The following is a 22,371-nucleotide window of genomic DNA, read 5'->3' on the forward strand; positions in this document are numbered from 1 at the left end:
CCGAATTGCGAAGCGCCCGGCAGAACCGGGCGCTTTTTCGTTTCTGGCTCGGGGCTCCGGCTCAGGCCGAGCGGAGCAGGGTCTTGTTGGACCCGATGGCGTCGGCGATGCGGGCATAGTGCAGGCTCTTGCCGCCTTCGTCGTCGGGGCTGCGCAGCAGCATGGTCTGGGTGCGGTCGAGGATCGCGGCCGCTTGCTCGTTCACCGAGGCGATGGAGCCCGCGCTGACCGGGGTCAGTGGGCGCGTGGTGGCCTGCGGCAGGCTGCCGCCGGCCGATGCGCTGGCGCGGGGCTTGCCGCTGTCGCGGTTGCTGCGGGCCAGTTGCTCCATCTCGCGCGAGGCATTGTCGAGCATCTGCTTGACCTCGGCATAGTCGCTGTCCTCGGGGATGTCAGAGGCCATCTTGCCCAGCCGCTCGGCAAGACAGTCGACCTGGTAGGACTTGTCGAGCGCGCCACAGAAGCCGCGGGCCGCGCCGAGGGTGTTCACCAGCAGGTCCGTGAACTTGGTCGAGCCAAAGTCGCCCGCGGGCATGACGAGGGTCACGACAGCCCCGACCGGGGCCTGCGCCTGCAACGGAGCCGACAGAGGGAAGGCCAGCGCCCCGGCAGAGAGGGTGGCAATGGAGAGTTGGAAAAGCGGTTTCATGGTAGTGGACTCCGATCAAATACCGTTTCGATAGAACCACATTCGTCAGCAAACCGCAAAGGGTCTCGGCAGTGGAGCAGACAGACATTTCGTGGCTCCGTGCCGGTGCGCTGCCTGGTGAACCGACAGCTCCGGGTGGGCGCGACCCGAGGGCGCGGGGCCGCGGCGCTGCCGCACTGGTTTCGAAATAGCAATCATGCTATGTGATTCATTGTTGGGGTACTGAAATATCAAGGTTTGAAATAATGACTTTTCTCAAGACACTGGCTGTCGTTGCAACCGCGCTTGCACTTCCCGCGGCCGCATCCGCTCAGGTTGTCGAGCAGGCGACTGCAGAAGCACGCGCGCGCATTGCCTGCGGCGCCGGCACGCTGGTTTCGGCCGAGTATATCGGCGGCGGAATGCTCCGCGTGACCTGTTCGCAATCGTCCCAGACGCAGACTCAGGCCGCGACGGCCCAGTCGGTCCTGGCTGGCACCGGCCTGAATGGTCCGGTGGCCGTGGGTGCGATTGTCGCAATCACTGTTATTGCCATCGCAGCAGGCTCCGATGATGACGACACCGTCACTTCGAGCACCAGCGAAACCTACGGCGAAGGCGAACGCTGAGACATCTCAGGGCAGGCGGACGGTTGCGTCTCCTGCCTGCATGTCCCCGGTGGCCCTGTCAAAACGCAGGTAGGCGATTGCCCTGTTCCCGGATTGGGTGAACAGGGTGCCCGCCTCCTTGCCGTCTGCCGAAATCGTGCTGCCAATGGGCGCGCCGCCGTCGACCTCGACCAGCCGCAGGCCCTTGCGCAGTTCGGTCTTGTGCTTCATCCGCGCGGTGACCTCCTGCCCGACGTAGCAGCCCTTCCGGAAATCGACGCCGTTCAGCGTTTCGAACCCGGCTTCAAGGACGTAGGTGTCGGGGGTGAGTTCCACCCCGGTCTCGGGGATGCAGTGCGCGACCCGGATCGCTTCCCAGTCGCTGCCGTCGTCCGCTTCCGGTTCGGGACGGTAGGCGCGCCAGCCAAGGGCCGGATGGCGCGGGTCGGGCAGGGCGTCGTCGGGCGCCGGGCCGGTGCCCCGGTGCAGGTTCAGCCCGGCCTCCTCGATGGTGACCTTCGAGCGCAGCTTGTACATGGTGAGGCGCCGCACGAGGTCGTCGGCCAGCCCGCTGGCGACGTCGAGCAGGATGTCGTCGCCGTCGCGCTTGAGCAGGAAGTCGGCAAGGTACTTGCCCTGCGGAGTCAGAAGGGCGGCATAGACCAGACCCTGTTGCAGCTTGCCGATGTCGTTGGTGACGAGGTTCTGCAGGAAATGGTCTGCATCCGGGCCCGATATCCGGAAGATGCGGCGCGTGGTCATGTACCGGCTCCTTGCGTATTTCCGCCCGTCATATAGGAATAGGGGCGGCGAACAAAAGGGGAAGCCGGCGTGACCGCCCACATAAGCGTAATCATCCCGACTTTGAATTCCGAGAAGAACCTGCCGACCTGCCTACCGTCCCTGATGGAGGGGCTTACGGCAGGTCTGATCCGCGAGTTGATCGTGACCGACGGCGGATCGAGCGACGCGACCTGCAAGATCGCGGACGATGTCGGTGCCGTGGTCCTGACCGGTCCCGCATCCCGGGGCGGTCAGCTGCGGCGGGGCGCCGAGGTGGCCAAGGGCAAGTGGCTGCTGGTCCTTCACAGCGATACGCACCTCGAACGCGGCTGGGCGCAGGCGGTTTCGGACCACCTCGAGGCGGACGGCGGGCCCGCCTACTTCCGGCTCAGGTTCCGTGCCAAGGGGATGATGCCTGCATGGGTGGCGGGCTGGGCCAACCTCCGCTCGATGCTGTTCGGGCTGCCTTACGGGGATCAGGGGCTGCTGGTGCCGGTAGAAGACTACCGGCGGGCTGGCGGCTACCCGGATCAGCCGCTGATGGAAGACGTGGCGCTGGTGCGTGCGCTCGACCGCAAGCCGGTTGCGCTGGACGCTCACGCGGTCACCAGTGCGGACCGCTATGCGCGCAACGGCTGGCTGCGCCGGGGCATGCGCAATATCTGGACCTTCGGGCGCTATATGGCTGGTGCCGACCCCGAGCGGCTGGCGCAAGCCTACCGGCGCTGAGGCAACCTAGCCGAAGATGCGGCGGCCGATGCGGCCAAAGATGGTGCGCGGGCGGTCGTGATCCAGCGGCATACGGGCCCGCAGGGCCTCGGCGCCGATCGGGTCGATGACCGTCTTTCCTTCCTGAAACTGGAGCCGGTAGAGATCGGCGTAGGTGCCGCCACGGGCGAGAAGCTCGTCGTGGGTGCCTTCGTCAACAACGCGGCCCCGGTCCATCACCACGATCTTGTCGGCGTTGCGGATGGTCGAGAGGCGGTGCGCGATGACCAGAGTGGTACGGCCACCGGCAAGCTTGTCGAGGGCGGCCTGAACGACCTTCTCCGACTGCGCGTCCAACGCGCTGGTGGCCTCGTCAAGCAGCAGCACAGGCGTGTCGCGGAGCAGGGCGCGCGCGATGACCACACGCTGCCGCTGGCCGCCGGACAGGGCAGAGCCACGCGGCCCCACCTGTGTTTCCAGCCCGTTGGTCAGCTTGGGCAGGAAGTCCGAGACATGGGCCGCGTCGAGGACCTTCTTCAGGTCTTCGTCGCTGACATCGGTGCGGCCCAGCAGGATGTTCTCGCGCAGGGTCTCGTCGAACAGCAGCGCTTCCTGATTCACCACGGAATAGAGACCGCGCAGGTCGGGAACGGCGAGCTTGCGCACGTCGGCGCCGCCGATGCGGACCGTCCCGGCCTGCGGGTCGACCAGTCGCGTGAGCAGGTTGAACACGGTGGACTTGCCAGCGCCCGAGGCGCCGACGAGCGCGGTGGTCTTGCCAGCCTCAGCCACGAGGTTCAGATCGCGCAGGACCGGCGCGTCGCCATAGCTGAGCGAGACGTTTTCGAGCCGGACTTCGGGCAGGCCCTTGGGGGCGGGCACGGGGTCGGTCGGCGGCTGCACGAGGATCGGGGCGTCCATCAGCTCCTTGAGGCGTTCCAGAGCGGCGGCAGCGCTCTGCCAGATGCCGCTGACCGCAGCGATCCGGCGCATCGGGTCGAAGGCGAGGCCGATGGCGGTGAAGAAGCTCATGAACTCGCCGACGGTCTTTTCGCCGTCGATGATCTCGGACCCGCCGTAGAGCAGGACGCCCATGAAGCCGATCCCGGCCATGATGTCGATCATCGCGGTGATGAAGGCGGTGCCGAGGGACGAGCGGACCTCGGCGCGCACGAAGGTCTGGGTATGTGCGGCGAAACGGTCGGCCTGGTATTCCTCGAGGCTGTTGAGCTTGATCGGGACGATGCCGTGAAAGACCTCGTCCAGCCGGGTGGCGAGGGCCGCGCCGAGGTCGCGCGCCTGCGATGCCTTCTTGCGGACGTAGCGCTGAGCCACGCCGATGGGCAGCATCAGCAGCGGCAGGCCGACGAGCATGACGAGGGTCCAGACCCAGTCGATATTCACTGCGACGCCGATCAGGAAGATCAGCGAAATCGCATCGCGCCCTGCGCCGGTGATGATGGCGCGCCAGATGTTGTTGACCGAGGCGACGTCGGTCTGCACGCGCTGAATCAGGAAGCCCGGCGGGTGGGTCTGGTGAAACGAGGTATCCTGCCGCATCAGTCGCTTGAGAAGGTCGAGCCGGAGCTTTGCCGCGGTTTCCTGCGAAATCCGGGTCAGCAGGACCTTCTGCACCATGCCCGAGAGGCCCCGGACGCAGAAGATCCCCAGGAACACGAGGCTGACCCAGCCGAGGGCCGTGGTGTTGCCCGCCACGAAGACGAGGTCGAACATCGGCTTCATCATGTAGCTGACGGCGCCGACCATGCTGCCTTCGATCAGCATGAAGATGATCGCGATGCCCAGCAGTCCGAGGTGCGGCTTGAGGTAGTCGCCCCAGAGCCAGCCCATCAGCTCGACCGCGGATTTGGGTGCACCGTTCGAGGTCGGGGGCTTCTTGAGATCGGGGGAGGTCATGGGCCTGCTTTCGGGACGAGGGGCCAAAAGAGTATGCGGTTTCGCCATTTAGGCTCCTGCGCGGGGCTGTGCAAGTTCGGGCCGGGCGCTGTCTGCGGTTCACCGCATTGACGCCGGTCGGCACCCGGGTAGTGTAGCCGCGAGTTCAGACACGGATCCTACCATGACCAAAGAATTAACGTTGGCGCAAGGGCGCACGTACCTCGCGATTCCCGGACCCTCGGTGATCCCGGACGCGGTGCTGTCCGCGATGCACCAGGCCGCGCCGAATATCTACGAGGGTGATCTCGTGGACATGACCTTTGGCATGATGCCGGATCTCAAGCGTGTGGCGCGTACCAATCAGCACGCGGCGTTCTACATCGCCAACGGTCACGGCGCCTGGGAAGCGGCGCTGTCCAACGTCATTGCCCCGGGCGAGCGCATCCTCGTTCCCGCCACCGGGCGCTTTGCCCACGGCTGGGCCGACATGGCGGCAGGGCTGGGCGCGGCGGCCGAGATCATCGACTTCGGCCGGGCCGGTCCGTTCGATCCGGCGCGTGTGCACGAGGCACTGGTGGCCGACAAGGCGCATGGCATCAAGGCCGTGCTGGCTACCCACGTGGATACCTCGACCTCGGTGCGCAACGACATCGCCGCGCTGCGCCGGGCGATGGACGAGTCCGGGCACCCGGCGCTGCTGATGGTCGACTGCATCGCGTCGCTCGGCTGTGACGTGTTCGAGATGGATGCATGGGGCGTCGACGTCATGGTCGCGGCCTGCCAGAAGGGCCTGATGGTGCCGCCGGGGATGAGCTTTGTGTTCTTCTCCGACAAGGCGGCGGAGGTGCGGGACCGCATGCCGCGCGTCAGCCGTTACTGGGACTGGAAGCCGCGCTCGAATCCGCAGGAATTCTACCAGTTCTCGGGCGGCACCGCGCCGACCCATCACCTGCTTGGCCTGCGCGCCGCGCTGGACCTGATCCACGCCGAGGGGCTGGAACATGTCTGGGCCCGGCACGAACGGCTGGCGCAGGCCATCTGGGCCGCCTGCGAGGCATGGAGCCAGGAAGGGCCGCTCGCGCTTAACATCAAGGACCGGTCGCTGCGCAGCCATGCGGTGACGGCCCTGCGCATCGGGGCGCCGCACGGCACCGCGCTGCGGGAGTGGGTCACGAAAAACGTTGGTCTGACTCTGGGGATCGGGCTCGGCATGGCCGAACGCGACGATCCGGCATGGCACGGGTTCTTCCGCATCGGCCACATGGGGCACGTGAACGGCCAGATGATTCTCGGCCTGCTCGGCAGCATCGAGGCCGGTCTGACCGCGCTGGATATCCCGCACGGCAAGGGCGGCCTCGAGGCCGCCGCCAAGGTGATCTCGGGCGTCTGACCCGGGTCAGACTCCGCGACGAAGGGCGAGGCGGTCAATCATGTGATTGATCGCCAGCGCCAGCAGGATGACGGGCAACAGACCGTAGGCAATCCAGATCGCGAAGAAGATCCAGAGCAGGTTGATCCCGGCCATGACCAGCGCGGGGTTGGTGAAGTTCGGGGCATCGGCGAACGGATGATCGTGCATGAGAGGGCCTTCCGGAGGAGGATAGCCCTAACTTAGCGCCAATGCGTCAACGTCCAGCTAAACCTGAATTCAGGCGCGCGCTTTTTCAAGTGCGCGGGGCAAAGCGTCTGCAAAAGCGGCAAGATCGGCCGGGGTGCCGCAACTGACGCGGATGCAGCGGTTCTGCGGTGCCGAGAAGGGCATGCGGACGAAGACCCCCTGTGCCACCAACCCGTCCAGCACGGCCTTGGCAAAGGCGCCGTCCCGGCCGCAGTCGATGGCGACGAAGTTGGTGGCCGAGGGCAGGGCGGTCAGGCCGTTCTCCTGCGCGATGGCAGCGATGCGGTCGCGCGAGGTCGCGATCTCGGACAGCACATGGGCAAGCCATTCGTCGTCCCGCAGCGCGGCGAGCGCGCCGGCCTGTGCGGCCCGGTTCATGCCGAAGTGATTGCGGACCTTGTCGAACGCTTGGATCAGTTCGGGCGCCGCAAGCGCATAGCCGACCCGGGCGCCGGCCATGCCGTAGGCCTTGGAAAAGGTGCGCATCCGGATCACCCGCGGGTCGTTCGCGTCGATCTCCAGCGCCGTGCCCTCGGGGGCCGCCTCGACATAGGCCTCGTCCACCAGCATCAGGCAGCCCTCGGGCAGGGTGTCGAGGGCCGCGCGCACCGTCTCGCCGTTGTGCCAGCTGCCCATCGGGTTGTCGGGGTTCGCGAAGTAGATCAGCTTGGCGTCCACCTCGGCCGCCTTGGCGATCAGGCTGGCGGGGTCCTCGCGGTCGTCGACATAGGGCACCTTGTGCAGTGTGCCGCCGTAGCCTGCGACGTGGTAGTTGAAGGTCGGGTAGGCGCCTTCGGTGGTCACCACCGCATCGCCGGGTGCGATCAGCAGGCGGACGAGATAGCCCAGCAGCCCGTCGATGCCTTCGCCGACCATGACGTTTTCGAGCGCAACGCCGTGACGGTCGGCCAGCGCCTTGCGCAGGTCATAGCTCTGGGCGTCGCCGTACTTCCAGATTTCGCGGGCCTCGGCTTCCATCGCGGCAATCGCACGGGGCGAGGGGCCAAAGACGTTCTCGTTGGCGCCGATGCGGGCGCGGAACGGTTTGCCGGCCTCGCGCTCCTGCGTTTCGGGCCCGACGAAGGGCACGGTCGAGGGAAGGGCGGCGGCGAGCGGGGTATAGCGCGGGTATGTCATGGTGTGCGAGATATGCCCGAGCCGCGCCCTCTGGGCAAGCGGTGAGCGTGTCGCGGGCGCGGCATCAGCAGTCGGGGCGAGTCAGGACATAGGCCGCGCCAAGGCCCATCAGCACAGCCTGCGGGATCAGCACCTTGGCGGGCAGGCCGATCAGCCAGCAGATCAGCAACGATCCCGCCATCATCGTGCAGGCCATGTACTTGACCCCGCGCGGGATCGCGCCGGTGGCCTCCCAGTCGAGTATCATCGGGCCGAAGATGCGGTGGGTGACCAGCCAGCGGCGCAGCCTTGGCGAGCCCTTGCTGAAGCAGAAGGCGGCGACGATGACGAAGGGTGTGGTCGGCAGCACCGGCAGGAAGATCCCGATGATCCCCAGAGCAAGGACCAGAATCCCGGCGGTGGTCCACAGCACGCCAAGCCGCGAGCGGCGGGGCAGGGTGCTGTCATCCTGTGTGTCGGTCATGTCGGGCCTTTCCTTGCTGAGGCAAGACATAGGAGCTTATCGCGAACTGCCAAACCCTGCCGCCACGTATCTCTGGCGCAAGGGGCGCAATCGGGGCAGGGTGACGCCGGAACAGCCGAAGGGAGGCCGCGATGGCGAGGGTATCTGTCACCTATGAAGATCACATTGCACGGGTCACGCTGACCCGGGGCGACAAGATGAACGCGCTCGACGACGCGATGGTCGATGCCATCCTCGAAGCCGGTGCAGAGGTTGCGGCCTCGGACGCGCGGGTCGTGGTGCTCTCGGGCGAGGGCAAGAGCTTTTGCGCGGGCCTCGATCTCGCGAGCTTTGCCAAGATGGGGCAGGTCGACCCCGAAAGCTGGCTGATGGAGCGCAGCCACGACGATGCCAACCGGATGCAGGAAGTCGCGATGATCTGGCGGCGCGTCCCGGTCCCGGTGATCGCCGCCCTGCAGGGCGCGGTCTACGGCGGTGGCCTGCAACTCGCGCTTGGCGCCGATATCCGCATTGCGCATCCCGACACCAAGATGGCGGTGATGGAGATGAAATGGGGCCTCGTGCCCGACATGGGCGGCATGGCCCTGCTGCCGCGCCTGATGCGCTCGGACGTGCTGCGCCAGCTGACCTACACCGCCGCACCGGTCGGGGCGGAACAGGCCGAGCGCTGGGGGCTGGTGACCTCGGTCGACACTGACCCGCTGGCCGCCGCGCTGACGCTGGCTGCGGATATCGCGGGGCGCAGCCCCTCGGCCATGCGGGCGGCAAAGCGCCTGATCGACGTGGCCGAGCGGGCAGGCCGCGAGGACGTGCTGCTGAGCGAGTCGCGCGAGCAGGTGGCGCTGATCGGCAAGCCGGACCAGATGGAAGTGATCGCCGCCCAGATGCAGGGGCGTAAACCCGCGTTCAAATAAAGGGTGCTCCCGCCCCGGCGCATGGCCGGGGCGCGGGGCCTTGACGCTCGGCGCTGGCTGTCGAGGATGGCGGGCAAGGAGGATTTGCCCATGTCCGAGCTTTCAGACCGTATCGACAGCTTCTGCAGGAGCGAGGGGATCGACGTGCCGATCCTCATGGCCCCGATGGCCGGCGCCTGCCCGGTGCCTCTGGCCGCGGCGGTGGCCCGCGCGGGCGGCATGGGAGCCTGTGGCGCGCTGACCCTCTCGCCCGACGCCATCGGCGACTGGGCCCGCGACCTGCGGAGCGCGACCAATGGCGCGTTCCAGATGAACCTGTGGATCCCCGACCCGGACCCGGTGCGCGATGCCGCGCAGGAGGCCGAGGTCCGCGCGTTCCTGAGCCAGTTCGGGCCCGAGGTCCCGGCGGAGGATGCCGAGGCGCCGCTGGGTGATTTCGACGCGCAGTGCGAGGCGATCCTCGCGGCGGGCCCGGCGGTGATATCCTCGATCATGGGGGTCTACCCCGATGCCTTCGTCCGCGAAATGAAAGCGCGCGGCATTCGCTGGTACGCCACCGCGACGACCGTGTCCGAGGCGCTGGAGGCCGAGGCCGCCGGGGCCGACGTGATCGTCGCGCAGGGCATGGAAGCGGGCGGTCATCGGGGCGCCTTCGAAGCCGACAAGGCCGCGCAACGCATGGTGGGCACCTTCTCTCTGGTCCCGGCGGTGGTGGACGCGGTGCGGCTGCCGGTGGTCGCGACCGGCGGGATCGCCGATGCGCGCGGGATCGCCGCCGCTTTCATGCTCGGGGCCTCGGCGGTACAGATCGGCACCGGCCTTCTGCGCACGCCAGAGGCGGCGCTGCCCTCCGTCTGGGCCGATGGTCTCGGCGCGGCCAGACCGGAGGGGACGGTGGCCACGCGCGCCTTCTCCGGCCGGTTGGGGCGAAGCCTCGCGACCACCTATGCGCTGGCGGCCGAGGCCGAGGATGCCCCGACTGCCGCGCCCTATCCGGTCCAGCGCAACCTGACCGCGCGAATGCGGGGCGAGGCCGGGCGGAGCGGGGACCTGAACGGGATGCAGGCCTGGGCGGGGCAGTCTGCCGGTCTCTCCTCGGCTGAACGGGCGCAGCAACTGGTAAGCCGCCTCTGGACCGAGGCGCGCGGGCTTCTGGGGCTTGGCTAAGCCCGGCGGCGACGCGTGCGGTGGGCGCGGATTTGAGTATTTGTGAAGAAAAGATGAGGGGGCGTGGCCGCGCCTCTCGTCGGGTGCGCGTGACGGAGAGGAATTGCCGGAACGTCCGGTAGACGGACCTTAGCGCAGGAAGGCGCGGCGGGCGTCGCGGGCCATGTTGTAGCGCATTTCGAGGTCGGCGATCCGCGCCATGGCCTTCTTCTTTTCCTCGGGATCGGTCATCTCGCGCCAGGCGGCTCGGGCCTCGTCCAACTGCTGCTTGAGCGGAAACTCGGGTGGGGTGACGCCGGCCTGGGCCATGATGCGCATGCCGGTCGCGATGGCCGGGTCGACCAGCGCCTCTGACGACCGGTCGGGCAACGGTTTGCCTTCACCTTCTAGGCCCGAGAGCTTGCCCTCGGCATTGGCCTTGAGCAGCTGGCGTTCGATCAGTTTCTGAAAGGCGCGGATCATCTGCGGTCTCCGTGGCTCTGGCTGGAAACTAGCATAAGCCGGGGAGCGAAGCACCGGTGGGTTCGGCAAGGCCGCGTTGCACCTGCCGAAAGGCGAAACGCCCGCCGAAGGGGCGGGCATTCCGGGAGCGTCTCAGGGTCAGCCCAACTCGGACAGTCGGGCGAGCGCCTCTTTCAGCTTGCTCTCTTCGTCCTCGCGGGCGGCAAGGTTGGCGCGGGTTTCCTCGACCACCTCTTCGGGCGCCGAGGCCGCGAAGTTCGGGTTGTTGAGGCGGCCACGCAGGCCCCCGAGCTCCTTGGCCAGCTTGCCGAGAGTCTTCTCCAGCCGCGCCTTTTCCTCGCCGATGTCGATCACGTCGGCCAGCGGCAGGCCAAAGGTCGCGCCCTCGGCGGGGATGGTGATGGTCCCCTTGGGGAACTCTGCCGCCGGGGTGAGGCTCTCGACCCGCGCAAGGCGCTTGATCAGCGTCTCGTTGCGGTCCCAGGCGCCCTGGCCCGCAGCGTCGATGTCGCGCACCACCATGGGGATGTGCAGACCGGCGGGCACGTGCATCTGCGCCCGGGCGGAGCGGATCGACTCGATGAGCGCGATAACCCAGTTCATCTCCTGGTCCGCCGCCGCGTCCACCAGCTCGGGGCCGTAGGTCGGCCAGTCGGTGACCATCAGCATGCCCTGACGGCTGCCCGAGGTCTGCCACAGCTCCTCTGTGATGAAGGGCATGATCGGCTGCAGCAGGATCAGGCACTGGTCCAGAACCCATTTCATCACTGCGCGGGTTTCCTCGCGGGCCGGGTTCTCGTCCAGCAGCAGCGGTTTGGAGAATTCCACGTACCAGTCGCAGACCTTGCCCCAGACGAAGCGGTAGAGCGCGTTCGCGGCATCGTCGAAGCGGAACAGGTTCAGCGCCTCGTCGACCTCGGCACGGACCTTGGCGGTCTCGCCGATGATCCACGTGTTCAGGGTCTGGGTGGCCGGGGGCACGCCGTCATAGTCTGCCTCGAACACGCCGTTCATCTCGGCGAACCGCATGGCGTTCCAGATCTTGGTGCCGAAGTTGCGGTAGCCCTTGATGCGCTCCATGTCGAGCTTGAGCACGCCGCCCAGCGAGGCCATCGCCGCGTTGGTGAAGCGCAGCGCGTCGGCGCCGTATTCGTCGATGATCTCCAGCGGGTCGACCACGTTGCCGAGCGACTTGGACATCTTCTTGCCCTTGGCGTCGCGCACGAGGCCGTGCAGGTAGACGGTGTGGAACGGAATTTGATCCACCACGGCCAGCTGCATCATCATCATCCGGGCGACCCAGAAGAACAGGATGTCCTGCCCGGTGACCAGTACCGAGGTCGGGAAGTAGCGTTCCAGTTCCGGCGTCTTCTCGGGCCAGCCGAGCGTGCCGATCGGCCAGAGGCCCGAGGAGAACCATGTATCGAGCACATCGGGATCGCGCCAGATCGGGTAGACCAGCTTGGTCGGGTCCTGCGTGACGTTGTACTGTGCAAGGCTCTCGGCCAGAGCCTCGATGGCCGCGTGCTTGTCCGCCACTTCGACGATGCGCGAGTGGTTGATCGGGGTGGGGGTGTCGTCCAGCTCGTGCAGGAAGGCCTTGGTGACCGCCTCGAGCGAGGCACCGCAATGGGCGACTTCGCCGGCATGGAGCATCCCGCCATCGTTCAGCAGGCGGCCCAGTTCGACGGCGTCGAGGTCGCCATCGCCCTCGTCGTCATGGAACCGGTGGGTGCCGAGGTCCAGCCCGTACCAGACCGGGATCTGGTGGCCCCACCAGAGCTGGCGCGAGATGCACCAGGGCTCGATGTTTTCCAGCCAGTGGTAATAGACGCGCTCGCCGCTCTCGGGGAGGATCCTGACCGTGCCGTCCTTGACCGCGTCGAGCGCCGGGCCGACGATCTTGGCGGTGTCGACGAACCACTGGTCGGTCAGCATCGGCTCGATGACCACCTTGGAGCGGTCGCCGAAGGGCTGCATGATCGGCTTGTTCTCGACGAGGGGAACGAGGACGACCTCGTCGTCGCCCCGGGCTTCACCCTCGCCCCGGGCTTGCCCCGGGGCCTCGTCACCGAGAGTTCCCGGCGCGGAGGCCGGGGCGGGTGCAGAGGCGGGCGTGGGCACCATGACAGCCAGCCCCTCGGCAGTGATCTGCGCGACCACCTGCTTGCGGGCTTCGAAGCGGTCGAGGCCGCGGATCTCGTCGGGGACGAGGTTCAGCGTGTCGACTTCGGCCTCGGTGAATTCTGCGCCGTTCGCGATCTCCTGCGCGCGGGCGGCGCAAGTGGCGTAGTCGGCGCCATCGGCGCGCATCTGCGCGCGGGTGTCCATCAGGCGGTACATCGGGATGTCGTTGCGGCTGGCGACGCCGTAGTCGTTGAAGTCATGCGCGCCGGTGATCTTCACGGCGCCCGAGCCGAAGGTCGGGTCCGGGTATTCGTCGGTGATGATCGGGATCAGGCGGCGGTGCTCTTTGGGGCCGACCGGGATCTCGCAGAGTTTCCCGACAATTGGCGCATAGCGCTCATCCGACGGATGAACCGCGACCGCGCCGTCGCCCAGCATGGTTTCGGGGCGCGTGGTGGCGATCGAGATGTAGTCGCGCGTCTCGCGAAGGGTGACGTTTCCGTCCCCGTCTTTCTCGATGTACTCGTAGGTCTCGCCCCCGGCCAGCGGGTACTTGAAGTGCCACATGTGGCCGGCAACCTCGAGGTTCTCGACCTCAAGGTCCGAGATCGCGGTCTCGAAGTGCGGGTCCCAGTTGACCAGCCGCTTGCCGCGATAGATCAGGCCCTTTTCGTACATGTCGACGAAGACCTTGATGACGGCGTCGTGGAAGTTGCCGTCCTCACCCTTGGGAGCCTGCGGGGCGCCCGACATGGTGAAGGCCTCGCGCGACCAGTCGCAGGAGGCGCCGATGCGTTTCAGCTGGCCGATGATGGTGCCGCGCGACTTGACCTTCTGCTGCCAGACCCGCTCGAGGAACTTGTCGCGGCCCATCTCGGCGCGCGAGGGTTCCTGGTTGGCTGCCATCTCGCGCTCGGTCACCATCTGCGTCGCGATGCCCGCGTGGTCGGTGCCGGGCTGCCAGAGCACGTCGAAGCCCTGCATCCGCTTCCAGCGGATAAGGATGTCCTGCAGCGTGTTGTTGAAAGCGTGGCCCATGTGCAGCGAGCCGGTCACGTTCGGCGGCGGGATCATGATGGAGAAGCTGCTGGCTCCGGGCTTGGCATTTGCCCCCGCCGTAAAGCAACCCGCTTCTTCCCAGGCCTTGTAGAGGCGGCTTTCGGCTTCAGCCGCATCGAATGTCTTTTCCATCGCCATCGTCACGATCCCTTTTCGGTCCGCGCTTCATCTAGCGAATGCGGGGCGCGAGGGAAAGGCCGAGTGCGCGTCAATTCGGCGTGGAAAAACCCCATGCAGTGCTCCAAGTTGCACGGAAGGTTGACGAGGAGAGACGCATGGCGGTGATGTTTGCATTCCGTTGCGACGGCGAAGGCGACGCGAAACCCATCGACGTGTCCGGGCGCAAGGCCGAGGACCTGGTGCAGGAGAAGGGCTTTGTCTGGATCCATCTCAACCGGCCGGAGCAGGCCGAGATGGACTGGCTGAAGGACTGCGGGCTGGATTTCGTGGTGCGCGAGGCGCTGGACGCGCCCGAGACGCGGCCGCGCTGCAGTGTCCACGAGGAGGGCCTGCTGATCAACCTGCGCGGCGTCAACCTTGCCGAAGGGGCAGAGCCCGAAGACATGGTTTCGCTGCGGATCTGGGCCTCGGGCGGGTTGGTGGTGTCGCTGCAGCGGCGCAACCTGCTGGCCGTGTCCGACGTGCACGAAGCGTTTGCGCGCAGCATTGCCCCGCGCGACGCGGGCGAGTTGGTGTCGCGTCTGGCGCTCAGGCTGGCGGATCGGGCGGAACCGATCGTGGCCGAACTGAACGAACAGATCGACGACCTCGAGGACGCGTTCGAGGCGACGGGCGAACCGCCCGCGCGGTCCGAACTGGCAGACGTGCGGCGGGTGTCGATCATGCTGCGGCGCTACATGTACCCGCAGAAGGACGCGCTGAGCACCTTCGCCATCGAGGACATGCCGTGGATTTCCGCCCATGCGCGCGAGCGGCTGCGCGAGGCGACCGAGCGGGTAACGCGGCTGACCGAGGCGCTGGATGCCATCCGCGACCGCGCCGAAGTGGTGCACGATCAGATCATGGACCTGCGGGCCGAGGCGACCAACCGGCAGATGCTGGTACTCTCGGTGGTGACCGCGATCTTCCTCCCGCTCAGCCTGCTGACCGGGCTGCTGGGGATCAACGTGGGCGGCATTCCGGGCGCGGCCGACGGCAATGCCTTCTGGGTGGTCTGCGGGCTGCTGGTGGTGCTGGCGATCCTGCAGTACTGGGTATTCCGCCGGATCGGACTGCTGAAGTAGCCAGGTGCGGTAATCTTTCCTTAATTCGCACAGGTTAGAACGGAGGAGCGTGCACCGGCGTTTCTCCGGTGCCGCCGCAGGCCTCACGATCCCGGCCGGCTCCGGCTTGTTTCCCCCTGCCTTGACCGGGGCCGGTCCGGATCGTGAATCCCTGCGGGGCGTGGGCCGGGTGCGTTACCCGGCGCGGACCGCTGCGGTTTCGGGGTTCTGCAGCGCCACACGTTCGCCCGGGCGAATGACCGCCGGGTCATAGGCAGGGCGGGCGAATACCTCCTGCACCATGGGGGCAAAGAACGTCAGGGGCAGGGTGTCGTAGTTGGGATCGAAACTCGACTGGTCCCAGCGCTCGCAGAATTCGGCGCAGTCGTCGAAGTACGGCTGTCCGGCATGGCGGTCGCGCTTGTGCTGGTCGCCGCCGACAAGGTGGCCGTAGTACAGCATCTGGAAGTCCGCGTGGGTCGCGACGCACCAGGCGCATTGTTCACGTACGAAGGGCCGGATGATCGCTGCCGCGTATTCGTCGTGGTTGTAGGGCGCGTAAATGTCGCCGATGTCGTGGAGCAGGGCAGAGACGACCCAGTCGGTATCGGCCCCGTCTCGCCAGGCACGTGTCGCGGATTGGAGCGAATGCCCGAGTCGCGTGATCTGGTAGCCCGAGAGGCTCTCGTCGAGGTCCGTCATCGCGCGCAGCAGGCGGTCGGCGGTGCCTCGGGCATATTCGACCTCGTGCTCGTTGAGAAATGCGTAATCTTCGGCGGTGCCGTCCTTCATGGCGGTGAAGCTGACGCGATCCATCGTCTCTGCCTTTCGTCACAGGGGAGCTTTCAGGAAGAATGGGCAACAAACAGACAGCGTCAATCCCCGCTCGCGCGTGGCGCGCCGTAACCGGCCGCATGCTCTGGACATTGCCCGTTCCACGGCTACTGTCCGGGCCAACGGAAACGCGAAGGACCCTCCCATGGAAAAATTCGGCAAAAGCCAGCCCGTTACCCGCTTCGAGGATATCCGCCTGCTGACGGGGCACGGCCGCTATGTCGACGATATCGCCCCGGAAGGCGCGCTATACGCCTATGTCTTCCGCAGCCCGGTCGCCCATGCGACCATCATCGGGCTGGACGTGGACGCGGCGCGGGAGTCCGACGGGGTGCACCTTGTGCTGACCGTGGAGGACCTCGAAGCCGCCGGGATGGATATCTCGATGTCCGGCGTGGTGATCAAGAACCGCGATGGCAGCCGCGCGGCAGATCCGCTGCGCCCGATGCTGGCCAAGGGCAAGGTGTTCCACGTGGGCGAACCGGTCGCCGTTGTCATCGCCGAGACGCTGATCCAGGCCCGGGACGCCGCCGAACTGATCGAATTCGATTACGACGAACTGCCGGTCAAGCTGGACCTCGCCCCCGGCGGCGAGACGATCCATCCGGAGGCGCCCGACAACGTCGCCTATGACTTCGGCCTGGGTGACGAGGCAGCCACCGAGGCGGCCTTTGCCGCGGCGGCAAACGTGGTCTCGCTCGAGGTTGGCGACAACCGGGTCATCGTGAACCCGATGGAGCCGCGCGGCTGCTTTGCCGAGTGGGACGGCAGCCGGCTGCACCTGGCCTTTGGCGGGCAGGGCGTCTGGGGCATGAAAAGCGCGCTGGCCAAGGCCATGGGCCTCGATGACTCCGCGGTGCGGATCACCAACCCCGACGTGGGTGGCGGTTTCGGCATGAAGGCCGCGCCCTATCCCGAGTATTTCGCCGTGGCACAGGCCGCGCGCGCGCTGAACCGCCCGGTGCGCTGGATGTCTGACCGGACCGAGGCCATGCTGAGCGATCACGCCGGGCGCGACCTCGTTTCCCTGGCCGAACTGGCCTTCGACGAGAACAACAAGATCACCGCCTACCGGGTCGTGACGCATTCGAATATGGGCGCCTTCAACTCCAACTTCGGGCAGGCGATCCAGTCGAACCTCTTCGCGCGGGTGCTGACCGGGACCTATGATATCCCGACGGCCTGGCTGAACGTGAAGGGCTATTACACCAACACCACGCAGGTGGATGCCTACCGTGGCGCGGGCCGCCCCGAGGCGATCTACGTGCTGGAACGGGTGATGGACCGGGCCGCGCGCGAACTTGGCGTAGACCCGCTGGACCTGCACCGCATCAACTTCATTCCGCCGGCGAACTTCCCCTACACTACGGTTTCGGGCGAAAACTACGACGTGGGCGAATTCACCCGCGTGATGATGCGCGGCGTGGAAGAGGCAGACTGGGCCGGGTTCGAGGCGCGCCAGGCGGCAGATGCCGCCAAGGGGCTGCTGCGGGGGCGGGGGCTTTCCTTCTACATCGAGAGTATCCTCGGCGACCCCTCCGAAGGGGCCAAGGTGGTGTTCAACGAGGACGGCACCGCCAGCATCTATGTCGGCACCCAGAGCAACGGGCAGGGGCACGAGACGGTCTATGCCCAGTTCCTGTCGGATCAGTCCGGGATCCCGGTCGAGAAGATCAGTGTCGTGCAGGGCGACTCCGACCTGATCGCGCAGGGCGGCGGCACCGGCGGGTCGCGCTCGGTCACCACGCAGAGCAATGCGACGCTGGCTGCGGTCAGCACCATGGTCGAGGCCTTCACCCCCTATCTCGCCGAGAAGATGGGCGTGGAGGAGTCCGCGGTTAGCTTCGATGACGAGACGTTCAGCGCACCGGGCTCGAACCTGCGGCCCACGATGCTGGAAGCGGCGGAGATGGCGCGCGCCGACGGGCGGAGCGATCTACTGAGTCACGAGGCGCGCGCGACGCTGCCGGGCCGCTCGTATCCCAACGGCGCTCACTTCTGCGAGATCGTGATCGACCCGGACACCGGGCTGGTGACAGTCGAGAAGTACACTGTCGTCGATGACTTCGGAAACCTTATCAACCCCTTGCTGGCCGAAGGTCAGGTTCATGGCGGGGTGGTTCAGGGGATCGGCCAGGCGCTGGTGGAACACACTGTTTACGATGACGAGGGGCAGTTGCTGACCGCCACCTTCATGGATTACGGTATGCCTAGGGCGTCGGATGTGCCGATGATCTCGTTCACCCCAGAGCCCGTTCCCTCCACTGCCAACCCGATGGGCATGAAAGGCTGTGGCGAGGCCGGGACGGTGGGCGCGTTGGCCGCCATTTCGAATGCCGTACAGGATGCGCTCTGGGACAAGGGTGTGCGCCAGGTGGACATGCCCTTTACCGCGTCACGAGTTTGGGACTTGTTGAAGGATGAACCTATCGCGGCTGAGTAGACGGCTCTTCGGCTGGATCGCGCGCCCGCTCCGGCAGGAGCACTCGCCAAGGGCACGGCTGCGCGGTCCGCGGACGATCGTCATTGTCCTCGACGGGACCATGTCGACCCTCGAAGCCGGCTACGAGACGCATGCCGGCGTGACCTACAGGCTATGCTCGGAAATGGGCTCTGCCGTGTCGGTCTACTATGAGGCTGGGGTGCAGTGGCAAAGCTGGCGCGGCACCCTCGACGTGCTCATGGGGCGCGGCATCAATCGTCAGATCCGCCGCGCCTACGGCTATCTCGCCTCGCACTACCACCCGGGCGACCGCATTTACCTCATGGGCTACTCGCGCGGCGCCTATGCCGTGCGTTCGCTTGCCGGGGTGATCGACCAGGTCGGCCTGGTCAAGGCGGAGCACGCGAATGTCCGCAACATCCGCACGGCCTATCGCCACTACCAGATGGGCGGGAACAGCGACTCCGAACAGGCCTTCGTGCGGCGCTATTGCCATGATGTGGTGCCGATCGAGATGGTCGGCGTCTGGGACACGGTCAAGGCGCTGGGGCTGCGGCTGCCCTATTTCTGGAAGGCAGCGGAGCAGGCGCATTCCTTTCACAACCATCAGCTTGGGCGCTCCATTCGCAACGGGTTTCATGCGCTGGCGCTGAACGAGACGCGCGAAGTGTTCGAGCCGGTGATGTGGGAATGCCCAGACGTGTTCCCGGGCCGGGTCGAGCAGGTCTGGTTCCGCGGGGCGCATGGTGATGTCGGGGGGCAACTGGGCGGGTTCGAGGCGGCGCGGCCCCTCGCGAACATCTCGCTTGTCTGGATGCTGGACCGCGCGGCGGAGTGCGGCCTGCCGTTGCCGGATGGCTGGCGCAATCGTTTCTACACCGACAAGGACGCGCCCTCGGTGGGGACCTGGCGGTCATGGGGCAAGATCTTCCTTTTGCGCAAGGCGCGGATCGTCGGGCGCGACGCCACCGAGCGCCTGCACGAAACCGTGCGGCCGCAGGACTATCCGGTGCCGCACGGCCTCGGGTTTCTGCACCACGGCGCGAGCCAGCCGGGCTGAGCGCTTCGATTACCGATCAGGGCATTGCCGCTGTTGCCGCCGGGGCCGGGGGCATCCTATCCTCCGCCGACGGCAGCAGGGAGGAAGAGGATGTCGACATTGCAGGGACAACGCGCATGGATCACCGGCGCGGGGAGCGGCATCGGCGCCGGATCGGCGCGGGCACTGGCGGAAGCGGGGGCCGAAGTCATCCTCTCGGGGCGCCGCCGCGATCCGCTGGAGCAGGTGGCGGACGAGGTCCGGGCCGCTGGCGGTCGTGCGACGGTCGAACCGCTCGATACCGCTGACGGCGACGCGGTGGCGGATGCCGCAGGGCGGATCGGCCGGGTGGACATCCTCGTGGCAAGCGCGGGCCTGAACGTGCCGGAACGTGCGCTGGGCACCCTGAGCCGGGCAGGCTGGGACAAGGTCGTCGACGTCAATCTCAACGGGGTTTTCTACCCGGTCCACGCGGTGCTGCCCGGGATGCGGGCACAGGGCGGGGGCAGCCTGATCCTGATCTCCAGCTGGGCGGGCCGCTATGCCACCCGCCTTACGGGCGCGGCCTACAACGCCACCAAGCGCGCGGTGCTGGCGCTCAGCGAATCGGTGAACGAGGAAGAGGGCGGCCACGGCATCCGCTCGACCGTGATCATGCCCGGCGAAGTGGCAACCGACATTCTCAAGACCCGCCCGGTGCCGCCCTCGGAGGAACAGATGGCTCGGATGCTCCAGATCGAGGATCTTGCGCGCACCGTGCGCTTCGTGGCCGAGACCCCGGCCCACGTCTGTCTGAACGAGATCCTGGTCTCGCCCACGTGGAACCGGTTCTATCGCGGGTTCGACTAGGCTTAGGCGATCTTCATGACGATGCAGGTCGTGGACCCGGTGGCATAGAGCCGCCCGTCCTCGACCCCGCGAATCTCGCCGTGGGCGACGCCGGTCGAGCGACCGACATGGTCGGTCTGTCCGATGCAGTCCACGGTGCTGCCCAGAGGGATGGGGCGGAGGATGTTAATCTTGTATTCGAGCGTGGTGTAGACCGAGCCGCGCGGGATGCTTGTCATCACCGCGCAGGCCATCGCGCTGTCGAGCAGTGTGCCGTACCAGCCGCCGTGCACCGTACCCAGCGGGTTGGTCACGTTGAACTCGGGGGTGCCGCGAAAGACCACCCGCTGTTCTTCGACCTCGTGCAGGTGAAAGCCCATGGTCGCGCCGATGGGTGGCCCGGGCAGGCGGCCTTCCACGATGCCTTGCATGAATTCGAGGCCCGACAGGCCCAGCACTTCGGCCTGGGACAGCAGGTCATCCGGACTCTTGGCAATGTTCATGGCGCACCTCCCTCTATGCGGCCGGAGCCTAGCAAGAGGTGCGCGATGGACAAGCCATTACGCGACGTTCTGCAGCGAGACCTTGGGCGTGACGCCCAGGGCGTGACAGACGTCGCGGGTCAGTTCCGGGCGGTTCATCGTGTAGAAGTGGAGCGAGTCCACGCCTTCGTCGATCAGGTCGCTGCACAGCTCGGTGCAGACGGCGGTTGCCAGCAGGTCCTGCCGGTTGTCGCGGATCGCGGTCTCGAAGGCGTCTTCCAGCCATTGCGGAATGACGGTGCCGCAGTTGCGGGCAAAGCGCGACGCGCCTTTCCAGTTCTCGATCGGCAGGATGCCGGGGACGATCTTCTTGTCGATCCCGGCCTTGGCACAGGCATCGCGGAACCGCAGGAAGGTTTCGGCCTCGAAGAAGAACTGGGTCAGGGCTTCGTCAGCGCCGGCGTCAAGCTTGGCCTTCAGCCAGTCGATATCGGCCTGGGCGTTTGCAGCCTCGGGGTGCTTGTCGGGGTAGGCGCCGACGCGGATGGTGAACTTGCCCTTCGCGGCCAGCGCCTCGATCAGTTCGACCGAGTTGGCAAAGCCGCCCGGGTGCTGCTGGAACGCGCCCGACCCTTTCGGCGGGTCGCCCCGCAGGGCCACGATTTCACTGACGCCCGCCTCGGCAAAGCCGTCGGCGATGGCGAGGGTCTCGTCCCGGGTCGCGTTGACGCAGGTCAGGTGCGCCGCGACGTTGAGGCCGGACGACTTGTGCAAGGTGGCAACCGCCTCGCGGGTCAGGTCACGGGTGGTGCCGCCGGCCCCGTAAGTTACCGAGACGAAACGCGGATCCAGCGGCGCGAGGGTCTGGACCGTATCCCACAGCCGGAACGACGCCTCGAGCGTTTGAGGCGGGAAGAACTCGAAAGAAACTTTAGGCGCGGACATGGACTCAACCCTTCTGATTTGACCTCTTGTTGCATGTCGGCGTTTGTGAGACAAACTCATATTACTCAACAACAACATGAGTTGAACCGCATGATGCATCTTGAGTTTCGTCATCTCAGGACGATCAAGGCCATCCACGAAGCTGGAGGGCTGGCCCGCGCGGCCGATCAGCTGAACATCACGCAGAGCGCTTTGAGCCATCAGATCAAGGGCTTGGAAGAGCAGGCGGGGGTGGAGCTCTTTGTGCGCCGGTCCAAGCCGATGACGCTGTCGGCCGCGGGGATGCGCCTGCTGCGGCTCGCCGACCAGATCCTGCCGCAGGTCGAGGCGACGCTGGCCGAGTTCGACAATCTGCGCGATGGCAAGACCGGACGCCTGCACATCGCCATCGAATGCCACGCCTGTTTCGAATGGCTGTTCCCGGTACTCGAGGGCTTCCGCAAGGAATGGCCCGACGTGGATGTCGATATCCGCCCCGGCCTTGCCTTTGACGCGTTGCCCGCGCTGATGAAGGAAGAGGTCGACCTCGTGGTGTCCTCCGATCCCGAGGACCTGCCCGGCGTCGAGTTCATTGAACTCTTCGACTATGCCCCGGTCTTCGTGGCCTCGGCCCAGCATCCGCTGGCGTCGAAGGCCTATGTCGAGGCGACGGATTTCCGGGGGGAGACCCTGATCACCTATCCGGTGGAGCGTTCGCGGCTCGACGTGTTCAGCCAGCTTCTGATCCCGGCCAAGGTCGAGCCCGGATCGGTGCGGCAGGTCGAACTGACGGCGGTCATACTGCTTCTGGTTGCGTCCAACCGGGGCGTTGCCGTTTTGCCGGACTGGGTCGTGCGGGAGGTCAAGTATTCCTCCGATTACGTGACCCGTCCGTTGACGGCAGCCGGTATCACGCGCAGGCTCTACGCGGCGGTGCGCAGCGAGGACCGGGAAAAGCCCTTCATGCGCAAGCTCATCGACCTTGCGCGCGTCGAAGCGCGCAAACTGCAAACAGCCTGAGGAGT

The 22,371-nt window shown here is 66.6% G+C and carries 21 protein-coding genes; 10 read left to right on the forward strand and 11 right to left on the reverse strand.

Annotation, left to right across the window (positions count from 1 at the left end):
- Window positions 1–61 precede the first annotated feature (61 nt).
- On the reverse strand, window positions 62–649 hold the full coding sequence (locus tag DDT93_RS01065; protein ID WP_232825344.1) for a hypothetical protein: 588 nt from the start codon (window positions 647–649) through the stop codon (window positions 62–64).
- A 245-nt stretch (window positions 650–894) separates the two neighbouring features.
- Here DDT93_RS01065 and DDT93_RS01070 point away from each other — a divergent pair, with 245 nt between their 5' ends.
- Window positions 895–1,257: a hypothetical protein gene (locus DDT93_RS01070; protein ID WP_109463940.1), complete on the forward strand. Its 363-nt coding sequence runs from the start codon at window positions 895–897 to the stop codon at window positions 1,255–1,257.
- 6 nt (window positions 1,258–1,263) lie between these two features.
- On the opposite strand, the gene ygfZ is transcribed toward DDT93_RS01070, so the two are convergent.
- Window positions 1,264–1,998: a CAF17-like 4Fe-4S cluster assembly/insertion protein YgfZ gene (ygfZ, locus tag DDT93_RS01075; protein WP_109463941.1), complete on the reverse strand. Its 735-nt coding sequence runs from the start codon at window positions 1,996–1,998 to the stop codon at window positions 1,264–1,266.
- Window positions 1,999–2,067: 69 nt separating this feature from the next.
- On the opposite strand from ygfZ, the gene DDT93_RS01080 reads away from it, so the two are divergent.
- Window positions 2,068–2,748: a TIGR04283 family arsenosugar biosynthesis glycosyltransferase gene (locus DDT93_RS01080; RefSeq protein WP_109463942.1), complete on the forward strand. Its 681-nt coding sequence runs from the start codon at window positions 2,068–2,070 to the stop codon at window positions 2,746–2,748.
- Between the two features lie 6 nt (window positions 2,749–2,754).
- Here the strand turns inward: DDT93_RS01080 and DDT93_RS01085 are convergent, their stop codons facing one another.
- Complete coding sequence (locus DDT93_RS01085; RefSeq protein WP_109463943.1) at window positions 2,755–4,644, reverse strand: ABC transporter ATP-binding protein; 1,890 nt, start codon at window positions 4,642–4,644, stop codon at window positions 2,755–2,757.
- 163 nt (window positions 4,645–4,807) lie between these two features.
- On the opposite strand from DDT93_RS01085, the gene DDT93_RS01090 reads away from it, so the two are divergent.
- Window positions 4,808–6,016, forward strand: a complete 1,209-nt coding sequence (locus tag DDT93_RS01090; protein WP_109463944.1) for a pyridoxal-phosphate-dependent aminotransferase family protein — start codon at window positions 4,808–4,810, stop codon at window positions 6,014–6,016.
- Between the two features lie 6 nt (window positions 6,017–6,022).
- Here DDT93_RS01090 and DDT93_RS01095 read toward each other — a convergent pair whose 3' ends face one another.
- The 3 genes from DDT93_RS01095 to DDT93_RS01105 form a co-directional block, all read right to left on the reverse strand.
- Complete coding sequence (locus tag DDT93_RS01095) at window positions 6,023–6,205, reverse strand: histidinol phosphate aminotransferase (RefSeq protein ID WP_109463945.1); 183 nt, start codon at window positions 6,203–6,205, stop codon at window positions 6,023–6,025.
- 69 nt (window positions 6,206–6,274) lie between these two features.
- Window positions 6,275–7,381 (reverse strand): pyridoxal phosphate-dependent aminotransferase, encoded by a 1,107-nt coding sequence (locus DDT93_RS01100; RefSeq protein WP_109463946.1) that lies wholly within the window; start codon window positions 7,379–7,381, stop codon window positions 6,275–6,277.
- 64 nt (window positions 7,382–7,445) lie between these two features.
- Window positions 7,446–7,844 carry a YbaN family protein gene (locus DDT93_RS01105; RefSeq protein WP_109463947.1) on the reverse strand — a complete coding sequence of 133 codons (399 nt, stop codon included), beginning with the start codon at window positions 7,842–7,844 and terminating at the stop codon, window positions 7,446–7,448.
- Window positions 7,845–7,975: 131 nt separating this feature from the next.
- Between DDT93_RS01105 and DDT93_RS01110 the strand changes: the two genes are divergently transcribed.
- Both DDT93_RS01110 and DDT93_RS01115 read left to right on the forward strand, forming a co-directional pair.
- Window positions 7,976–8,758, forward strand: coding sequence for a crotonase/enoyl-CoA hydratase family protein (locus DDT93_RS01110; protein ID WP_109463948.1), 783 nt, complete (start codon window positions 7,976–7,978; stop codon window positions 8,756–8,758).
- Window positions 8,759–8,848: 90 nt separating this feature from the next.
- Complete coding sequence (locus tag DDT93_RS01115; protein WP_109463949.1) at window positions 8,849–9,925, forward strand: NAD(P)H-dependent flavin oxidoreductase; 1,077 nt, start codon at window positions 8,849–8,851, stop codon at window positions 9,923–9,925.
- Between the two features lie 129 nt (window positions 9,926–10,054).
- Here DDT93_RS01115 and DDT93_RS01120 read toward each other — a convergent pair whose 3' ends face one another.
- A complete protein-coding gene (locus DDT93_RS01120; RefSeq protein WP_109463950.1) occupies window positions 10,055–10,387 on the reverse strand; it encodes a DnaJ family domain-containing protein in 333 nt (110 codons plus the stop codon).
- A gap of 138 nt (window positions 10,388–10,525) precedes the next feature.
- Complete coding sequence (locus tag DDT93_RS01125) at window positions 10,526–13,711, reverse strand: valine--tRNA ligase (protein ID WP_109463951.1); 3,186 nt, start codon at window positions 13,709–13,711, stop codon at window positions 10,526–10,528.
- Window positions 13,712–13,848: 137 nt separating this feature from the next.
- Between DDT93_RS01125 and DDT93_RS01130 the strand changes: the two genes are divergently transcribed.
- Window positions 13,849–14,817: a zinc transporter ZntB gene (locus DDT93_RS01130; RefSeq protein ID WP_109463952.1), complete on the forward strand. Its 969-nt coding sequence runs from the start codon at window positions 13,849–13,851 to the stop codon at window positions 14,815–14,817.
- Between the two features lie 174 nt (window positions 14,818–14,991).
- Here the strand turns inward: DDT93_RS01130 and DDT93_RS01135 are convergent, their stop codons facing one another.
- Entirely contained in the window at window positions 14,992–15,612 is a 621-nt protein-coding gene (locus tag DDT93_RS01135; protein ID WP_109463953.1) for an HD domain-containing protein, read from the reverse strand.
- 163 nt (window positions 15,613–15,775) lie between these two features.
- Between DDT93_RS01135 and DDT93_RS01140 the strand changes: the two genes are divergently transcribed.
- The 3 genes from DDT93_RS01140 to DDT93_RS01150 all read left to right on the forward strand — a co-directional run bounded on the left by DDT93_RS01140 (window position 15,776) and on the right by DDT93_RS01150 (window position 19,961).
- Window positions 15,776–18,073 carry a xanthine dehydrogenase family protein molybdopterin-binding subunit gene (locus tag DDT93_RS01140; RefSeq protein WP_109463954.1) on the forward strand — a complete coding sequence of 766 codons (2,298 nt, stop codon included), beginning with the start codon at window positions 15,776–15,778 and terminating at the stop codon, window positions 18,071–18,073.
- On the forward strand, window positions 18,051–19,133 hold the full coding sequence (locus DDT93_RS01145) for a DUF2235 domain-containing protein (RefSeq protein WP_109463955.1): 1,083 nt from the start codon (window positions 18,051–18,053) through the stop codon (window positions 19,131–19,133). The genes DDT93_RS01140 and DDT93_RS01145 overlap by 23 nt, the downstream gene beginning before the upstream one ends.
- A 90-nt stretch (window positions 19,134–19,223) precedes the next feature.
- Window positions 19,224–19,961, forward strand: coding sequence for an SDR family oxidoreductase (locus DDT93_RS01150; protein WP_109463956.1), 738 nt, complete (start codon window positions 19,224–19,226; stop codon window positions 19,959–19,961).
- A 2-nt stretch (window positions 19,962–19,963) separates the two neighbouring features.
- Here DDT93_RS01150 and DDT93_RS01155 read toward each other — a convergent pair whose 3' ends face one another.
- Together DDT93_RS01155 and metF are read right to left on the reverse strand one after the other, a co-directional pair.
- Window positions 19,964–20,443, reverse strand: a complete 480-nt coding sequence (locus DDT93_RS01155) for a PaaI family thioesterase (protein ID WP_109463957.1) — start codon at window positions 20,441–20,443, stop codon at window positions 19,964–19,966.
- A gap of 57 nt (window positions 20,444–20,500) precedes the next feature.
- Complete coding sequence (metF, locus tag DDT93_RS01160; protein WP_109463958.1) at window positions 20,501–21,367, reverse strand: methylenetetrahydrofolate reductase [NAD(P)H]; 867 nt, start codon at window positions 21,365–21,367, stop codon at window positions 20,501–20,503.
- A 93-nt stretch (window positions 21,368–21,460) separates the two neighbouring features.
- On the opposite strand from metF, the gene DDT93_RS01165 reads away from it, so the two are divergent.
- Complete coding sequence (locus DDT93_RS01165) at window positions 21,461–22,366, forward strand: LysR family transcriptional regulator (RefSeq protein WP_109464727.1); 906 nt, start codon at window positions 21,461–21,463, stop codon at window positions 22,364–22,366.
- The last annotated feature ends 5 nt before the right edge of the window (window positions 22,367–22,371 follow it).

The sequence above is a fragment of the Albibacillus kandeliae genome, from assembly GCF_003116585.1.
GTDB lineage: Bacteria > Pseudomonadota > Alphaproteobacteria > Rhodobacterales > Rhodobacteraceae > Albibacillus > Albibacillus kandeliae.

Coding starts and splice junctions, on each gene's coding strand:
- DDT93_RS01140 (WP_109463954.1), top strand. CDS start 15,776: ATGGAAAAATTCGGCAAAAGCCAGCCCGTTACCCGCTTCGAGGATATC.
- DDT93_RS01110 (WP_109463948.1), top strand. CDS start 7,976: ATGGCGAGGGTATCTGTCACCTATGAAGATCACATTGCACGGGTCACG.
- DDT93_RS01135 (WP_109463953.1), bottom strand. CDS start 15,612: ATGGATCGCGTCAGCTTCACCGCCATGAAGGACGGCACCGCCGAAGAT.
- DDT93_RS01165 (WP_109464727.1), top strand. CDS start 21,461: ATGCATCTTGAGTTTCGTCATCTCAGGACGATCAAGGCCATCCACGAA.
- DDT93_RS01150 (WP_109463956.1), top strand. CDS start 19,224: ATGTCGACATTGCAGGGACAACGCGCATGGATCACCGGCGCGGGGAGC.
- DDT93_RS01145 (WP_109463955.1), top strand. CDS start 18,051: ATGAACCTATCGCGGCTGAGTAGACGGCTCTTCGGCTGGATCGCGCGC.
- DDT93_RS01070 (WP_109463940.1), top strand. CDS start 895: ATGACTTTTCTCAAGACACTGGCTGTCGTTGCAACCGCGCTTGCACTT.
- DDT93_RS01130 (WP_109463952.1), top strand. CDS start 13,849: ATGGCGGTGATGTTTGCATTCCGTTGCGACGGCGAAGGCGACGCGAAA.
- metF (WP_109463958.1), bottom strand. CDS start 21,367: ATGTCCGCGCCTAAAGTTTCTTTCGAGTTCTTCCCGCCTCAAACGCTC.
- DDT93_RS01125 (WP_109463951.1), bottom strand. CDS start 13,711: ATGGCGATGGAAAAGACATTCGATGCGGCTGAAGCCGAAAGCCGCCTC.
- DDT93_RS01105 (WP_109463947.1), bottom strand. CDS start 7,844: ATGACCGACACACAGGATGACAGCACCCTGCCCCGCCGCTCGCGGCTT.
- DDT93_RS01065 (WP_232825344.1), bottom strand. CDS start 649: ATGAAACCGCTTTTCCAACTCTCCATTGCCACCCTCTCTGCCGGGGCG.
- DDT93_RS01115 (WP_109463949.1), top strand. CDS start 8,849: ATGTCCGAGCTTTCAGACCGTATCGACAGCTTCTGCAGGAGCGAGGGG.
- DDT93_RS01085 (WP_109463943.1), bottom strand. CDS start 4,644: ATGACCTCCCCCGATCTCAAGAAGCCCCCGACCTCGAACGGTGCACCC.
- DDT93_RS01095 (WP_109463945.1), bottom strand. CDS start 6,205: ATGCACGATCATCCGTTCGCCGATGCCCCGAACTTCACCAACCCCGCG.
- DDT93_RS01090 (WP_109463944.1), top strand. CDS start 4,808: ATGACCAAAGAATTAACGTTGGCGCAAGGGCGCACGTACCTCGCGATT.
- ygfZ (WP_109463941.1), bottom strand. CDS start 1,998: ATGACCACGCGCCGCATCTTCCGGATATCGGGCCCGGATGCAGACCAT.
- DDT93_RS01155 (WP_109463957.1), bottom strand. CDS start 20,443: ATGAACATTGCCAAGAGTCCGGATGACCTGCTGTCCCAGGCCGAAGTG.
- DDT93_RS01100 (WP_109463946.1), bottom strand. CDS start 7,381: ATGACATACCCGCGCTATACCCCGCTCGCCGCCGCCCTTCCCTCGACC.
- DDT93_RS01120 (WP_109463950.1), bottom strand. CDS start 10,387: ATGATCCGCGCCTTTCAGAAACTGATCGAACGCCAGCTGCTCAAGGCC.